Below are 17,696 nucleotides of genomic sequence, written 5' to 3' on the forward strand. Positions count from 1 at the left end.
TAATCCCACCTTTCTCTATCTATATGGATTATAAATCTAAAGTAGACAGTTTGGTATAAATTGTTTTGTTTTTTAATAAAATCTTATAAATTTGATTTATGTAAAATTATTTTAATGTTTTTTTAGATTGTTTCGGTAAATCTGCTCTTTTTTTATCAGAAATATTATTTACTATTACCTTTTTCACTAAATAGACTTTAAATTAACCTAAAAATGGTGTTCACTCGCACATTTGAATTTTTTGAAGATAGTTGGAATATCCTCACGAAATATTAAGTGATATTTGTTATTTACATAATAAAAACAGTAGGATATGTATTTTTCTTGGTAAGGGGATGTTTTACCAGGTTGTATTCCGTTTCTCTTTGATGGCTTGTCTATGGAAAATGAAGGTATTGAAGTATTTTTTCGAGATATAGCATGAAAATGGGAAAAAACAACAAAAGAACGACATCCTAGAGTAATTAAAACAATCCCTGCGATAAAAGCAAATGGGAGAATAATCCCAATGGTTTTCAATGGATTAAAATAATTGTCTAAAAATGTTACAGAAACCCGACTTGCAGGGACAGAAGACATATTTATTAATCTGATTAAGCCTGTTGTTTTTCCGGGAGGTTCTTGAGGTATTATCTGACTTCTGGTGGTACGTAAATAGACACTGAAAACACCATCAAAAGCTATCAATCGCATGTAAGCCAAAAAGGTACATCATATAATAGATAGAAAACATCATTAGCATTGCCAGACAAAATCATTGCACAAAAAGAAATTGTTCCTTCCATGTTAAGCCACACAAGTGCAGAAGCACTTTATTCTTCCAAAGAACTATTCCTTCCTGTTTATTAGAATCACTCAATGACTTGAAACTGATTTTATCTTTAACACTGACATTACGTTATTTCAGAAATAGATAATTAATCGTTGAAATAGAAAAAATCCCCCTGCAATAACTAAAATAGAATTGATACCACCATAAAGAGAGATTACTGCTACTTATCCTCTCACGGGTTACTACAAAAATCACTTCCTGAATAGAAAATAGATAATCCATTTCCAAGAAATGGCCTACATAATTACTCTTCCAAAAACATGATTACCACTAAAAACTAAAATATTTATTGAAGATTTTATGCAATGGTTAGAATAAAAAGGTAATCATTAGAAGAGCCTTGTTTAAGATCATGAAACACTTCATTTTCACGCAAATGAGACATTGAACAATGCTTTAATGAAAAAATTTCAAGGCAATAACTGGATAAGGATAAAAAAGATATATTAGTAATGCCTATTTCTACGAGGATCTAAATAACGACTCTTAATCCATCTACATCGGTAACCATATCATAATAAATGCCAGTGACAGTATACAGGCATAATTTTGTACTAATTTATCGTATCGTGAATAAAAGTTGCTTATTCCAAAAAGCATCCGACAACATGTTTTTGGCGAAAACAATTAAAAAACTTACCTATGTATAATAAAAAATAATATAGACTTAAATACAAATGAATATCAATATTATAATAGAAAAATAATGTGATAACGAAACAATTAGTAACTAAAAATGGTTATTGGTGGAACGATGAAATTTTAAAATTACATGGAAATTAAGATTGAATAGCATAGATAGCAAGAATAATTATCTATATATGAAGAGAAAATCCTACTGACAGAAGAAGGTTGTTAATATTTCCAATATGAATTAAAAATCACTTGCGAACGGAATACATTAGATGAGCAGTAAGTGGATATTTCGATAAATTTTTTAAACGAAAGTCTATATCAGATTGTCTTGATTTGCGTAGCGGCTGAAAAATATTATTTATTCTCTAAGTTTCAGTCAACCTTTCATATTTATTTTGTTATGGAATTCAGCGTAATAAAAAATTGATGTAGATCGAAAACGCTTATCTAAAAAAACAGGGAAAAATGGAACCCCTTCTTATGGTTCATCAAATGGATCATTTATTCCGTTGTCTGGGAAATTATTGCCACATCATTTTTTGCTGTGCGGTTATTAACCGGACTATGACATCCAGCGCCTGAGAAAAATATTGTCTGAGTATCTTTCGATGCTTGGCATGCCCGTTGTTATTTCTCCTAAAAGTAAAAGAAAAATATTTGTGACGGCGGCTGGGAATAACAGTTTTCAAATATCCGATAGATTCGTTGAGGTAGTAAGTAAATGAAAGACAGTATTACCAGCACGGAAAATACCCTTAAAGCGGGGTTGCTGGAAACTTGGAACGCCACGGAAACTCCCTATCCTGACCATGTATGCATTCATCAGTTGTTTGAACAACAAGCAGAGAAAACCCCGATTGCCACCGCATTAATCGCTGGCGATCAGACTCTGAGCTATGCGGACCTGAATGCCAGAGCCAACAGGTTGGCTTGCCAACTGATTGAACAAGGGGTTTGCCTGGGTGACCATGTAGCGATCTTGTTAGAACGCTCAATTGAACTGGTGGTGGCTCAGTTAGCTATCCTTAAGGCGGGGGCGGTTTATGTCCCTGTCGATCCCAATGTCCCGGATGAACGGAAAAATTGGCTGATAAACGATTGTGCCGCCAAATTACTGCTAACGGATATGCAGACGGCGATCCCCGCTGAATTGCTTGTCCCGCGGCTCCGTCTTACCGGCGAGATAGAGCTGATTCAGGCAGAAGATCACTGCAATCTTGATTTATCGGGAACCAGTGCCGAACCTGCGTATATCATGTACACCTCTGGTTCGACGGGGACACCAAAAGGCGTCATCGTGCCTCATCGGGCTGTGGTCCGGTTGGTTATCAATAATGGCTATGCTGATATCGAACCTAATGACCGGATTGCTTTCGCCGCTAATCCCGCTTTCGATGCCAGTACCTTTGAAGTTTGGGCGCCGTTGCTTAATGGTGCTGCGCTGGTGGTTATTGATCATACTACATTGCTGACACCGCGGGATTTTGTTCAGGCGTTACAGGCGCATCGCATTACGGTTCTGTGGATGAGTGTCGGGCTGTTTAACCGGCTGGCGGAGGAACTATCCCCAGTGTGGCCTCAGCTTAAAATACTGCTGGTGGGAGGGGATGTCCTCGATCCGCATATCATTGCTCAAGTGCTGCGTAAAAACCCGCCACAAAAGTTATTGAATGCCTACGGTCCGAGTGAGGGAACCACGTTTACCACGACTTACCCTATTCACGGCTTAACATCGGGTACAACTTCAATTCCTATTGGTCGGCCTATTGCCAACACCCGAATTTATTTGCTGGATACTGACGGCCAGCCGGTGCCATTGGGGATGACCGGTGAGATTTATATCGGGGGTGACGGAGTGGCCTGCGGTTATCTCAATCGCCCTGAACTGACTGCTGAACGCTTTCTCCCCGATCCATTTAGCGAGAAACCGAATGCACGTATGTATCGCACCGGCGATTTAGCCCGCTATCTGCCGGACGGCAATCTGGAATTTCTGGGCCGTAACGACCAACAGGTGAAAATCCGCGGTTTCAGGATTGAACCGGGAGAAATTGAAGCTCGACTGGTGGAATATCCGGCAATACGTGAAGCGGTGGTGCTGGCGTTAGGGGAGGGGCAAGACAAACAGTTGGTTGCCTATGTGCTGACCCAAGAGAGTGACGGGTTGGCTGCTCGCCTGCGTGAACACCTGAGTGCGCGGTTGCCGGATTATATGCTACCGGCGGCCTTTGTGCGTCTGGATGAGTTCCCATTGACGCCGAATGGTAAATTGGATCGCCGAGCGTTGCCAGCACCGGGGAGGATGCCTTCGCCCGTCAGGTTTATGCCGCACCGTTAGGAGAAAAGGAAATTATTCTGGCGACCCTTTGGCGCGAATTACTGGGTATTGAGCGAATAAGCCGACATGATAGTTTCTTTGCGCTGGGCGGTCACTCTTTGCTCGGTATCCGGATGATTGAACGCCTGCATAACCTGGGATTGACACTGGCCGCCCGTAACCTGTTTCAATGTCCGGTGTTGTCAGAACTGGCCCAGGCATTGGAACAACATCAGGCTGTAGTCGTACCGCAGAATGTCATTACCCCAGCGACCACCGTGCTGACCCCCGCAATGTTGCCACTGATTGATCTGTCCCAGTCTGAGATTGACAACATTGTTGAACAGGTGCCGGGTGGGATCGCTAATATTCAGGATATTTATGCCCTGTCGCCGTTGCAGGACGGTATCTTGTTTCACCATCTGCTGGCGAAGGAAGGTGACCCTTATCTGTTGGCCTACCCGATGATTTTTTCTGACCGGGCGCTGCTGGATCGCTATCTGGCAGCCGTGCAACAGGTGGTTGATCGCCATGATATCTTGCGAACCGCATTTATCTGGCAGGGATTATCTGCACCGGCGCAGGTGGTTTGGCGTCAAGCGCCTTTATCGGTCACTGAACTGACTCTGGATCCGGCTGATGGGCCAGTGGGTGAGCAATTGGCTCACCGTTTTGACCCACGTCAGTACCGTTTTGATCTGAGCCAGGCTCCATTGTTGCGCTTTGTGTAGCACAAGAAACAGTAGCACAAGAAACAGCAGCACAAGAAACGGATGGCCGCTGGCATGTGCTGCAATTGCAGCATCATCTGATTGGCGATCATACGACAATGGAAGTGATGCACCGCGAAGTGCAAGTTTGTCTTGCCGGGCTGGATGACAACTTGCCAGTACCGGTGCCTTTCCGCAATCTGGTGGCGCAGGCTCGATTGAATGCCAATCAAGCAGAACATACCCGTTTCTTTACTGATATGTTGGCTGACGTGGATGAGCCGACGCTGCCGTTTGGTCTCACCGAAGTGCATCGTGATGGTTCGCAAGTTACACAATCACACCGGATGTTATCGCCGGAATTAAACAACCGTCTTCGTCAACAGGCAAAACGTCTGGGCGTCAGTGTAGCAACATTGTGTCATTTAGCTTGGGCGCAGGTGTTGTCGCAGACCAGTGGTCAGGAAAAAGTGGTGTTTGGCACGGTGCTGTTTGGGCGTATGGCGGCGGGGGAAGGGGTTGATAGCGGCATGGGGCTGTTTATCAATACCTTGCCGTTGCGACTGGATATGGATGATACACCGGTGCACGACAGTGTACGGCTGGCACAGTCTCGGTTGGCCGGATTGCTGGATTATGAGCATGCTTCACTGGCGCAGGCCCAACGTTGCAGTGGTGTAGCGGGTGGCACGCCACTATTTAGCGCCCTGTTGAACTACCGACATAATGAGCAGCCGCTGATACCACATGAGGTTGTACCGGGTATCGAATTTCTGGGTGAACAGGAGCGAACCAACTATCCGTTAGTGCTGTCGGTGGAGGATGGCGGTTCTACTCTGGGGCTGACTGCTCAGGTAGTACAGCCATTTGAGCCGGATCGGGTATGTGGTTATATGCAACAGGCGCTGGAAAGTCTGGCAGAAGCGCTGGAGCAAGCACCAGAAACACCGGTACGGGAACTGAACATTTTGCCTGCAACGGAACGTACGTTATTGCTGGAAACCTGGAACGCAACTGAAACACCGTATCCTGGGCAGTTATGCATTCATCAGTTGTTTGAACAACAAGCAGAGAAAACGCCGGTTGCTACAGCGCTGATAGCGGGAGATCAAACCCTCAGTTATATGGAACTGAATATCCGTGCTAACCGGCTGGCTCGTCAGTTAATTGAGCAAGGGATTTATCCGGGGGAACATGTTGCGCTCTTGTTAGAGCGATCTATTGAGCTGGTCGTGGCTCAGTTAGCTATTCTGAAAGCGGGTGCGGTGTATGTCCCGATAGATCCGGGTGTACCGGACGAGCGGAAGAGTTGGTTGATAAAAGATTGTTCAGCCAAATTGCTGCTCACCGATATGAGGGCTGATATTTCGGCTGATCTCCTGACTGTGCCGATATTTCGTTTCGCTGGTGAGATGAGCACCATCAGGGAAGAAGATCGCCTCAATCTTAATTTACCCGCTTCCAGCACGAGAGCGGCGTATATCATGTATACCTCTGGCTCTACTGGTACACCCAAAGGCGTGGTAGTGCCTCATCGGGCGGTGGTTCGGTTGGTTATCAATAATGGTTATGCTGAAACCGGACAGGCTGACCGAGTGGCCTTTACCGCTAACCCGGCTTTCGACGCCAGTACCTTCGAAGTCTGGACGCCTTTGCTCAATGGTGGCGCGCTGGTGGTCATCGATCACGCGACCTTATTGACGCCACAGGTGTTTGTTCAGAGTTTACAAGTTCACCGGATCACTGTCCTATGGCTGACGGTTGGATTGTTTAACCGACTGGCAGCAGAGTTGTCTGCGGTTCCCCACAGATCAATATCTTGATTGTCGGAGGGGATGTTCTAAATCCGCATGTGATCGCTCAGGTCCTGCGTAATAGCCCACCTCAGCAGTTATTGAATGGCTATGGTCCGAGTGAGGGAACGACGTTTACCACGACATACCGTATCACTGAATTGCCGGAAGGGATGACAAAACTTCCCATTGGCCGACCCATCGCTAACACACGCCTCTATTTATTGAACGCTTATGGCCAACCAGTACCACTGGGGGCGATCGGTGAGATTTATATTGGTGGAGACGGTGTTGCCTGTGGTTATCTTAATCGGCCTGAACTCACAGCTGAACGCTTCCTGGTTGATCCTTTTAGTGATAAACCGGCGGCACGCATGTATCGAACCGGCGATTTAGCCCGCTATCTGCCGGATGGCAATCTGGAATTTTTTGGCCGTAATGATCAGCAGGTCAAAATCCGTGGTTTTCGGATTGAGCCGGGGGAAATTGAAGCGCGCTTGAAGGAGTACACTGCGGTGCGTGAGGCTGCGGTGCTGGTGTTAGGTGACGGGCAGGACAAACGGCTGGTCGCCTATATCATAGCGCAAGCAGATGATGGATTAATCAACAACCTGCGTACCCACTTAAGCGCAATCTTACCTGATTATATGGTGCCGGCGGCTTTTGTCCGTCTGGATGAATTCCCGTTGACGCCAAATGGTAAGTTGGATCGTCGGGCATTGCCGATGCCGGGGGAGGAAGACTTTGCCCGTCAGGTTTATGAAGCGCCACAAGGGGAAGTAGAAACGGCATTAGCGGCTATCTGGCGTGAGGTGTTAGGGGTTGAACAGATTAGTCGGCATGACAATTTCTTTGCTCTGGGGGGCCATTCGCTGTTGGCGATGCGGGTGATGAACCGTGTCGCGGCTTTAGGTGCCGAACTGCCGCTGACTACATTGTTTAAATCGCCTGTCTTGCTGGCTTTTGCTAAGGTGGTTGATGAGCATCTTTATGAACAAAGTGGGGCATTGCCTGCCATCACTCCGACCCCCCATGATAGAGCGCTGCCCCTGTCGTTCGCACAACAGCGTCTGTGGTTCTTGGCACAGTTTGAGGGGATGAGTGATACCTACCATATTCCGCTAGCACTGCGTTTACGGGGCCAGCTTGATATTCATGCCTGGCAGCAGGCGCTGAATCACCTGTTTGCGCGCCATGAAGCATTACGTTCCATTTTTATCACGGTAAATGAGCAGCCACAGGTTGAACTCCTGCCGGCGGACTTTGGTTTGCCGATGAAAAAATACGATTTACGTAAAGTGCTTGAGGTGGATGAACAGCTTAAACGTTTGTGTGAGCAGGAAGCTAAAATGCCGTTTAATCTTGCCTGTGATCCCTTAATTCGTTCTGTTCTGATACAACTGGCTGACGATGAGTATGTCTTCCTGCTGACCCAACACCATATTGTGTCTGATGGCTGGTCTTTAGGAATATTGAAATCAGAACTAAATGCACTTTATTCAGCCTGTTTAAACCAACAACCTAATCCATTGCCGCCGTTGATGATCCAATACCCTGATTATGCGGCATGGCAGCGTCAGTGGCTTTCTGCAGAAAGGATTCAGGTTCAATCCGATTATTGGCGCAGGGTATTGGCTGACGCGCCAGTTTTGCTGGATTTGCCAACTGATCGACCACGTCCGCCTGAACAGTTGTTTGCCGGGAACCTGTGGCCTATCAATCTGGACGCAGAGTTAACAGCATCTCTTAAGCGTCTGAGTGAACAACAGGGAGCCACGTTATTTATGACCTTGCTATCAGCCTGGTCAATAGTTCTGTCGCGTCTGTCAGGTCAGGATGATGTGGTTATTGGTACACCTTGTGCCGGTCGCAGTCGTCGGGAAGTGGAATCCTTGATTGGTTTCTTTGTTAATACCTTGGCCTTGCGTATCGACTTATCGGGTGAGCCTAATGTGACGGAGTTACTGGCGCGTGTGCGGAAAACCGCGCTGGCGGCACAGGAGCATCAAGATTTGCCGTTTGAACAAGTGGTAGAAATCGTACAACCACCGCGTAGGCTGGCACATACCCCGTTGTTTCAGGTGATGTTTGCCTGGCAGAGCAATGAGATTGTGGAATGGCGATTGCCGGGGCTGACAATTTCACCGTTCGAGCAGGCCCTTGATGTCGTTAAATTTGATCTTGAACTTAACTTGTTTGAAGAGGAAGACCGGATTGTCGGTTATCTTGGTTACTCAACCGCTTTGTTTGATCAATCGACAATCGAACGACACGTTGAATATTTGCACACAATACTGCAAGCGATGGTCGCGGATATTCAGCAGCCAGTCGGGGAAATGAATATTCTGGCACCCGTAGAGCGCCAGTTGTTGCTGGAAACCTGGAATGCAACCGTAGCGCCATATCCTGAACAATTGTGTATTCATCAGTTGATTGAACAACAGGTAGAGCGAACCCCAAATGCGATAGCGGTAAGGTATGAAAACCAGACGCTCAGCTATGCTGAATTGAATGCCCGTGCCAACCGATTAGCACATCAACTGATGGCATTAGGTGTCATCCCCGATCAACCCGTAGCCATTTGTGTGACCCGATCACTGGAGAGGATCGTGGGATTGCTGGCGGTGTTGAAAGCGGGCGGGGCATATGTGCCATTAGATCCGGCTTATCCGGGCGAACGTCTGGCTTACCTGCTGACTGATGCTGCGCCAACAGTTTTGCTGGCGGATCATATTGGACGGGCTGCATTGGGTGAAGAAGCACTGACGACGTTAACTGTACTCGATCCAAATACTCTGCCGGATCAGTCAGACAATAACCCACAGATCCCTAATCTCACCTCACGGCATCTGGCGTATGTGATCTACACATCCGGCTCCACTGGCAGACCGAAAGGGGTGATGATTGAACATCAGAGTCTGGTTAACCTGACGCTGGAACACATTGCTCAGTTTGATATTGGTGTCACCAGCCGGATGTTGCAGTTTGCCTCATTTGGCTTCGATGCCAGCGTCTGGGAAATCATGATGACGTTGGGCAGTGGGGCTATGCTGGTTATTCCGACGGAAACAATCCGGCAAGACCCGCACCTTCTCTGGCATTATCTGGAAGAGCAATCGGTGACGCACGCTTGTTTGACACCTGCGCTGCTGCGGGATGGTGCGAATTTACCCATGCTGACGATAAAGCCAACCGTGATACTGGGCGGTGAAGCACCTAGTCCGACGCTAATCCAGACATTAAACCGCCAGGCCACGCTATTTAATGCCTATGGCCCGACGGAAATCACCGTTTGCGCTACCACCTGGAATTGCCCGTCAGACTATACAGGGGGATTAATTCCCATCGGTAGACCGACAGTGAACAAACGCGTCTATCTATTGGACAAACATGGTCAGCCGGTGCCGCTGGGTGCCGTAGGCGAGTTACATATTGGCGGTGTGGGTATAGCCCGAGGCTATCTCAATCGCCCTGATCTGACGGCTGAACGTTTCCTGATGGATCCTTTTAGTCAGATACCGGATGCACGGATGTACCGCACCGGAGATTTGGCTCGTTACCTGCCGGATGGCAATTTGGTATTTGTTGGCCGTAATGACCAACAAGTTAAAATCCGTGGCTTCCGAATTGAATTGGGAGAGATTGAAACTCGGTTGACTGAACACCCGTTGGTGAGTGAAGCATTGGTCGTGGCGTTGGGTGATGGACAGAATAAACGCTTGGTGGCTTATGTGGTGGCGCAAACCGATGATGGATTGGCCGCCAGTCTGCGTGAACATTTGAGTGCGCGGTTGCCGGATTATATGGTGCCGACGGCTTTTGTACGTCTGGATGCGTTTCCGCTGACGCCAAACGGCAAGCTGGATCGCCAGGCGCTACCCGCACCAGGCGAGAAAGCCTTTGCCCGTCAGGTCTATGAAGCCCCGCAAGGGGAGATAGAAATAGCATTAGCGGCCATTTGGTGTGAATTGCTGGAAGTTGAGAAGATCAGCCGGCACGACAGCTTCTTTGCTCTGGGGGGGCACTCCCTGTTGGCAGTGTGGATGATTGAGCGTTTGCGGTGTATGGGGTTGGGTATCTCGGTACAAGCGTTATTCCAGCATCCGACATTGAGTGTGCTGGCTCAGTCTTTGTCTCAGCATTGTGAGATCAAGGTGCCTGAGAACCGTATTACACCGGATACGTCCGTGTTAACACCGGAGATGTTGCCGCTGATTAACCTCAGTCAGGGTGAAATTGACTGTATTGTTGATCAGATATCGGGTGGGATGGCTAACATTCAAGATATCTATGCCTTGTCTCCGCTACAGGATGGCATTTTATTCCACCATTTGCTGGCAAATGAAGGCGATCCTTATCTTCTGTTAACCCAACAGATGTTTGCCGATCGGTCTTTGCTGGATCGTTATCTGGCCGCCGTTCAACAGGTGGTTGATCGCCATGATATCCTGCGAACCGCTTTTATTTGGGAGGGATTATCCGCTCCGGCTCAGGTGGTTTGTCGTCAAGTTCCCTTATTCATCACAGAATTGACACTCAATCCGGCTGACGGCGCGATCAGTGACCAACTATTCCAACGCTTTGATCCGTGCCAGTATCGTATTGATCTGAGTCAGGCACCGTTGTTGCGCTTTGTTATTGCACAGGATATTGATGGCCGCTGGATCTTGTTGCAACTGTTACATCACCTCATTGGTGACCATACCACGCTGGAAGTGATGAACACCGAAGTGCAGGCGTATCTTACCGGACGGGGAGACAGTTTGCCTGCGCCAGTACCTTTTCGTACTTTGGTCGCTCAGTCGCGATTGGGGATCAGTCAGGAAGAACATACCCGCTTCTTTACCAATATGCTGGCGGCGGTGGATGAGCCTACGCTGCCATTCGGATTGACGGAAGTACACCATGACGGCTCACAGGTGACAGAATCGCACAGAATGCTGCCGCCTGCACTGAATAACCGCCTGCGTAATTTGGCTCGGCGTTTGGGCGTCAGTGTGGCGGCGCTGTGCCATTTGGCCTGGGCGCAGGTATTGTCGCGTACCAGTGGTCAGAGGCAAGTGGTATTTGGCACAGTGCTGTTTGGGCGTATGCAGGCTGGCGAAGGTGCCGACAATGGCATGGGGCTGTTTATTAATACCTTGCCGTTACGGTTGGATATCGATGAAACTCCGGTGCGAGAGAGCGTACAGGCTGCCCATAACCGATTGGCAGGGCTATTAGCGCATGAACATGCATCACTGGCGCTGGCTCAACGTTGCAGTGGGGTAGCGAGTGGGACACCGCTGTTCAATGCGCTGTTAAATTATCGGCATAATACCCAGCCAATCACATCAGATGAGATCATCAGCGGAATTGAATTCCTTGGGGCACAGGAACGGACTAACTACCCGTTTGTGTTGTCGGTAGAAGATGGTGGTTCCGATTTGGGGCTGACGACTCAGGTAGTGCAACCTTTTGATCCAGAAAGGATATGCGGTTACATGCAGCAGGCTCTGGAGAGTCTGGTAGACGCACTTGAACAGACGCCAGAAACGCCGGTACAGATGTTGGAAATTTTGCCGGAAACAGAGCGCACATTATTGCTGAAAACCTGGAATACGACCGAAACACCCTATCCTGATCAACTGTGCATTCATCAATTGTTTGAACAACAGGTGGAGAATGCCCCGGACGCCACGGCATTGGTCTATGAAAACCAAGCCATTAGCTATGCGGAATTAAATATCCGTGCTAACCAACTGGCTCGTCAGTTAATTGAGCAAGGAGTTTATCCGCGGGAACATGTTGCGCTCTTGTTAGAGCGATCTATTGAGCTGGTCGTGGCTCAGTTAGCTATTCTCAAGGCGGGTGCGGTGTATGTCCCGATTGATCCGGGTGTACCGGACGAGCGGAAGAACTGGTTGATAAAAGATTGTTCAGCCAAATTGCTGCTCACCGATATGTGGGCTGATATTTCGGCTGACCTCCTGACTGTGCCGATATTTCGTTTCTCTGGTGAGATGAGCACCATCAGGGAAGAAGATCGCCCCAATCTTGATTTACCTGCTTCCAGCACGGGAGCGGCGTATATCATGTATACCTCTGGCTCTACTGGTACACCCAAAGGCGTGGTAGTGCCTCATCGGGCGGTGGTTCGGTTAGTTATCAATAATGGTTATGCTGAAACCGGACAGGCTGACCGAGTGGCCTTTACCGCTAACCCGGCTTTCGACGCCAGTACCTTCGAAGTCTGGACGCCTTTGCTCAATGGCGGCACGCTGGTGGTCATCGACCACGCGACTTTATTGACGCCACAGGCGTTTGTTCAGAGTTTACAAGTTCACCGGATCACTGTCCTATGGCTGACGGTTGGATTGTTTAACCGACTGGCAGCAGAGTTGTCTGCGGTTCTCCCACAGATCAATATCTTGATTGTCGGAGGGGATGTTCTAAATCCGCATGTGATCGCTCAAGTCCTGCGTAATAGCCCACCTCAGCAGTTATTGAATGGCTATGGGCCGAGTGAGGGAACAACGTTTACCACGACATACCGTATCACTGAATTGCCGGAAGGGATGACAAAACTTCCTATTGGCCGACCCATCGCTAATACACGCCTCTATTTATTGAACGCTTATGGCCAACCAGTGCCACTGGGGGCGATCGGTGAAATTTATATTGGTGGAGACGGTGTTGCCTGTGGTTATTTGAATCGGCCTGAACTCACAGCTGAACGCTTCCTGGCGGATCCTTTTAGTGATAAACCGGCGGCGCGCATGTATCGAACCGGCGATTTAGCCCGCTATCTGCCGGATGGCAATCTGGAATTTGTGGGGCGTAATGACCAGCAAATTAAAATCCGTGGTTTTCGAATTGAGCCGGGGGAAATTGAAGCTCGGCTGACAGAACATTTTGCGGTACGTGAAGCGCAGGTATTAGCGCTGGGTGATGGGCAGGATAAACGTTTGGTCGCTTATGTGTTAGCAGAATCGCATGACGGATTGGCTGCGAGCCTGCGTGAGCATTTGAGTGCCCTGTTACCTGATTATATGGTGCCGGCGGCTTTCGTCTGTTTGAGCGCTTTCCCGCTAACTTCTAACGGCAAGTTGGATCGTCGGGCATTGCCAGCTCCGGGAGAGGAAGACTTTGCCCGTCAGGTGTATGAAGCGCCACAAGGGGAAGTAGAAACGGCATTAGCGGCTATCTGGCGTGAGGTGTTAGGGGTTGAGCAGATTAGTCGACATGATAATTTCTTCGCGTTGGGGGGACATTCATTGATGGCTGCGCGAGTGATGAACCGTGTAGCCGCTTTCGGTGCTGAGCTTCCGCTTGTTACCTTGTTTATGGCACCTACTCTGGCTGCTTTTGCGGAGAGAATTTACGCACAATGTAATGAGGATAGTGACAGGTTGCCTGAGATTACTCCGGTATCTCGCGAGAGTGTTCTGCCACTGTCGTTTAGCCAACATCATTTGTGGTTCATTTCGCAGTTTGAAAGGGTGAGTGATACTTACCATATTCCTGTAATACAGCGTGTGCGTGGTCAGTTTGATATCGCTGCCTGGCAGCAGGCGCTGAATGCGCTGTTTGCCCGCCACGAAGCTTTGCGTTCTGTCATTGTGACGGTTGATGGCCAACCCCAAGTCAAGCTATTACCGCCTGAACCCGGTCTATCCATGAAGCAATATGATCTGCGCGGCGTACCTGATGCGGATGGACAACTTAAACGTTTGTGTATGGAGGAGTTTGGGCGATCGTTTGATCTTGCACAGGGGCCATTAATCCGCTCCAGTTTGATACAGCTGGCGGACAATGATTATGTATTTTTGTTGATCTTACATCATATTATTTTTGATGGCTGGTCTTTGGGAATACTGAACACAGAGCTAAGTGCCCTCTATACAGCTTTTGTGACCGGTCAACCTGATCCACTACCGCCGTTGATGATTCAGTATCCTGATTATGCGGCATGGCAGCGTCAGTGGCTTTCGGGTGAGCGCTTACAGTCCCAATCTGACTGTTGGCGTACCATGTTGGCTGGTACACCGGTACTGCTTGATTTACCAACCGATCGGCCACGTCCCCCCCAGCAATCGTTTATAGGGAGTTCATTGCCTATCAATCTGGATGAAGTGTTAACGAAATCCCTCAAGCGCCTGAGTGAACAGCAAGGGACAACGTTATTCATAACCATCCTGTCAGCTTGGGCGATGGTTCTGTCACGTCTGTCAGGCCAGAGTGATCTCGTTATCGGCACACCTTTTGCTGGCCGTGGTCGTCAGGAAATTGAATCCTTGGTGGGCTTCTTTGTCAATGTATTGGCTTTACGTATAGACTTATCGGGCACGCCGGATGTGGCGGAATTACTGGCGCGTGTACGGCAAACTGCGTTGGCAGCACAGGATAATCAGGATCTGCCGTTTGAACAGGTGCTGGAAATTGTGCAACCACCGCGCAGACTGGCGCATACCCCGCTGTTCCAGGTGATGTTTGCCTGGCAGAACAATGAGAGAATAGAGTGGAAATTGCCAGAGCTGGAAGTCTTGCCGGTTGATCAGGGTTTTGATGTGGTTAAGTTTGATCTTGAACTTAACCTGTTTGAGGAAGAAGGCAGAATTGCAGGTACTCTGAATTATGCAACGGCCTTGTTTGATCAACAGACAATCGAGCGGTATGTGGGTTATCTGCACACCGTATTGCAAGTCATGGTGGCTAATCCACAACAACCCGTCAGGGAAATTGATATTTTGTCGCCGGCGGAACGTAAGTTGTTGCTGGAAACGCGGAATGCGACGGAAATAGCCTATTCCGAGCAAATGTGTATCCATCAGTGGGTTGAGCAACAGGTGGAGAAAACCCCAAATGCTACAGCGATGAGACATCGGGAGCATATCTTCAGCTATGCGGAACTGAATGTTCAGGCCAACCGACTCGCTCATCAGCTTATCTCTCTGGGGGTAGTACCGGATCAGCGGGTGGTGATTTGTGTGACCCGTTCGCCAGCGATGGTGGTGGCGCTATTGGCAGTACTGAAAGCGGGTGGCGCCTACGTACCACTGGATCCCGCCTATCCGGGTGATCGTCTGGCGTATATGCTGAATGATGCTGCTCCGTTGGTAGTACTGGCGGATAATATCGGGCGTGCTGCATTGGGTGACGAAGCACTGGCGAAATTAACCGTACTTGACCCGAATACTCTGTCTGACCAACCGGATAACAATCCGCAGATCCCAGCGTTAACTCCACGGCATCTGGCCTATGTGATTTATACTTCTGGCTCGACCGGTATGCCGAAAGGAGTGATGGTTGAACATCGTGGGTTGGTCAACCTTATCCGAGATAAAATCAGCCAGTTTGACATTCATTCTCATAGCCGGATGTTGCAATTCGCCTCATTTAGTTTCGATGCCAGCGTCTGGGAAATCATGATGGCATTGTGTGGTGGTGCCACCTTGGATATTCCTGTCGACGCGGTTCGTCAGGATCCACTCCGCCTTTGGCATTATCTGGAAGAACAGGTGGTGACTCATGCCTGCCTGCCCCCGGCTTTGCTCAGGGATGGCGCAGATTTACCAGAGATAAACATAAGGCCAACATTGATACTGGGCGGAGAAGCTCCTGGTGCTGCGCTACTTCAGTCACTGTGTGGCCGAGCCACGCTGTTCAATGCCTACGGTCCGACAGAAATCACGGTATGTGCCACCACCTGGCGTTGTCCGGCAGATTATATCGATACATTAACGCCTATCGGACGTCCGACAGCCAACACTTGTGTTTATCTGCTGGATGATTGCGGCCAGCCGGTTCCACTGGGAGCGGTCGGCGAGTTGTATATTGGTGGTGATGGTGTAGCACGTGGCTATCTCAATCGCCCTGATCTGACGGCTGAACGTTTCCTGACGGATCCTTTTAGTCAGATACCGGATGCACGGATGTACCGCACCGGTGATTTGGCCCGTTACTTGCCGGATGGTAACTTAGTATTTATTGGCCGTAATGACCAGCAAGTGAAAATTCGGGGATTCCGTATTGAGCCGGGTGAGATCGAAGCTCGGCTGATGGAGTACCCGACCGTGCGTGAAGCTATCGTCCTGGCTTTGGGTGAGGGGCAGGATAAACGTCTGGTAGCTTATGTGGTGGCACCGGCGGATGATGGCCTGACAACCTGTTTGTATAGCCATTTGAGGGCACTGTTGCCTGACTACATGGTGCCGGCTGCTTTTGTCCGTCTGGATGCATTTCCGTTAAGTCCTAACGGTAAGTTGGATCGTCAGGCACTGCCGGAGCCTGATCAGAATGCCTTTGTTCATCAAGCCTATGAAGCGCCGCAGGGGGAGGTTGAGATCGCAATGGCTGCTATCTGGCGTGAATTGTTGGAGGTTGAGCAAATAGGCCGATATGACAATTTCTTTGCGTTGGGGGGACACTCGCTGCTTGCTATGCGGATGATAAACCTTGCCGCAGGTCGTGGTTTGATGTGTACATTGAATAACCTATTCCAATTCCCTGTGCTGGCTGAACTGGTATCAAAAATCACATTAGATCCACTGTCCCAGCCGCAAAGCAGCGCGATACCTGTGCGACCCTTCGGAACGGAACCGCCGTTATTCTTTGTGCCTAGTGGTATGTACGATTACTCCTATGTCTTTGGATTAGCAAAACATATTCAGTCTGACTATCCGATTTATGCCCTGCCCTGTCCGTCCATCAATGACGAGGCAATATCGGATCTTGAGGAGTTGGCTGCCAAAATGATCACCTTTATGAAGGCTGTTCAACCGGAAGGCCGATACCGGATCTACGGTTACTCTTCTGGTGGCGTACTGGCCTATGCCATTGCCCAGCAACTTTTAAATGCCGGTGAGACCGTCGATTTTCTGGGTTTGATTGATACGCCTGCTCCTCACTGCTTCAAGCAGCAAGTTATTCAACCAAAACTCCACTTTCTTGTTGAACTGGCAAAACAGTTGGGCGGGGAATATGAAGAGGAGATTGCGGTATTGCATCAGAGAATTGATAAACTGAATTTGGTGCAATTTATTGCCGCAGCGCAGGAATTGGGACTATACCCGGCAAACCTGCATCCTGACTTGATCGCAAGACGTTGGGAACAGATGGGAAATTATGTGCAAATGGTCAAAGAGTATGAACCACAAACATTGGCGATAACGCTCCACCAGTTCTATGCGACAGAACCTTATCCGCAACTTCCTTTCGTTACGGGATCCGCATTACCCTCTTTGAGTATGGAACCGTCGTTAGGCTGGAAGCAGATCATGCCTGATTATTTGCTCCAGCTAATCTCTGTACCAGGTGACCACTTTAGCCTGATGGAGGAGAGTAAAAATAAAGTCATTTTGGCTAAAACCTTAAGTATGGCGTTGGCAACGACGTGTGAAGCGGAGGCGGTGTGATGTCAGTGATAA

General features: G+C 48.7%; 5 protein-coding genes. 4 read left to right on the forward strand and 1 reads right to left on the reverse strand.

Annotation, left to right across the window (positions count from 1 at the left end; genetic code table 11):
- Nucleotides 1-207: 207 nt before the first annotated feature.
- On the reverse strand, nt 208-702 hold the full coding sequence (locus AAC853_RS06445; protein ID WP_340614004.1) for a hypothetical protein: 495 nt from the start codon (nt 700-702) through the stop codon (nt 208-210).
- A gap of 1,487 nt (nt 703-2,189) precedes the next feature.
- Here AAC853_RS06445 and AAC853_RS17785 point away from each other — a divergent pair.
- The 4 genes from AAC853_RS17785 to AAC853_RS06450 are packed head-to-tail and all read left to right on the forward strand — an operon-like array spanning nt 2,190 to nt 17,684.
- A complete protein-coding gene (locus AAC853_RS17785; protein WP_422824182.1) occupies nt 2,190-3,806 on the forward strand; it encodes a non-ribosomal peptide synthetase in 1,617 nt (538 codons plus the stop codon).
- 56 nt (nt 3,807-3,862) lie between these two features.
- Nucleotides 3,863-4,516 carry a condensation domain-containing protein gene (locus AAC853_RS17790; protein ID WP_422824193.1) on the forward strand — a complete coding sequence of 218 codons (654 nt, stop codon included), beginning with the start codon at nt 3,863-3,865 and terminating at the stop codon, nt 4,514-4,516.
- A gap of 56 nt (nt 4,517-4,572) precedes the next feature.
- Nucleotides 4,573-6,318 (forward strand): AMP-binding protein, encoded by a 1,746-nt coding sequence (locus AAC853_RS17795; protein WP_422824183.1) that lies wholly within the window; start codon nt 4,573-4,575, stop codon nt 6,316-6,318.
- 29 nt (nt 6,319-6,347) lie between these two features.
- On the forward strand, nt 6,348-17,684 hold the full coding sequence (locus AAC853_RS06450; RefSeq protein ID WP_422824184.1) for a non-ribosomal peptide synthetase: 11,337 nt from the start codon (nt 6,348-6,350) through the stop codon (nt 17,682-17,684).
- The last annotated feature ends 12 nt before the right edge of the window (nt 17,685-17,696 follow it).

This window comes from Xenorhabdus thailandensis, assembly GCF_037996785.1.
GTDB lineage: Bacteria > Pseudomonadota > Gammaproteobacteria > Enterobacterales > Enterobacteriaceae > Xenorhabdus > Xenorhabdus griffiniae.

Coding starts and splice junctions, on each gene's coding strand:
- AAC853_RS17785 (WP_422824182.1), top strand. CDS start 2,190: ATGAAAGACAGTATTACCAGCACGGAAAATACCCTTAAAGCGGGGTTG.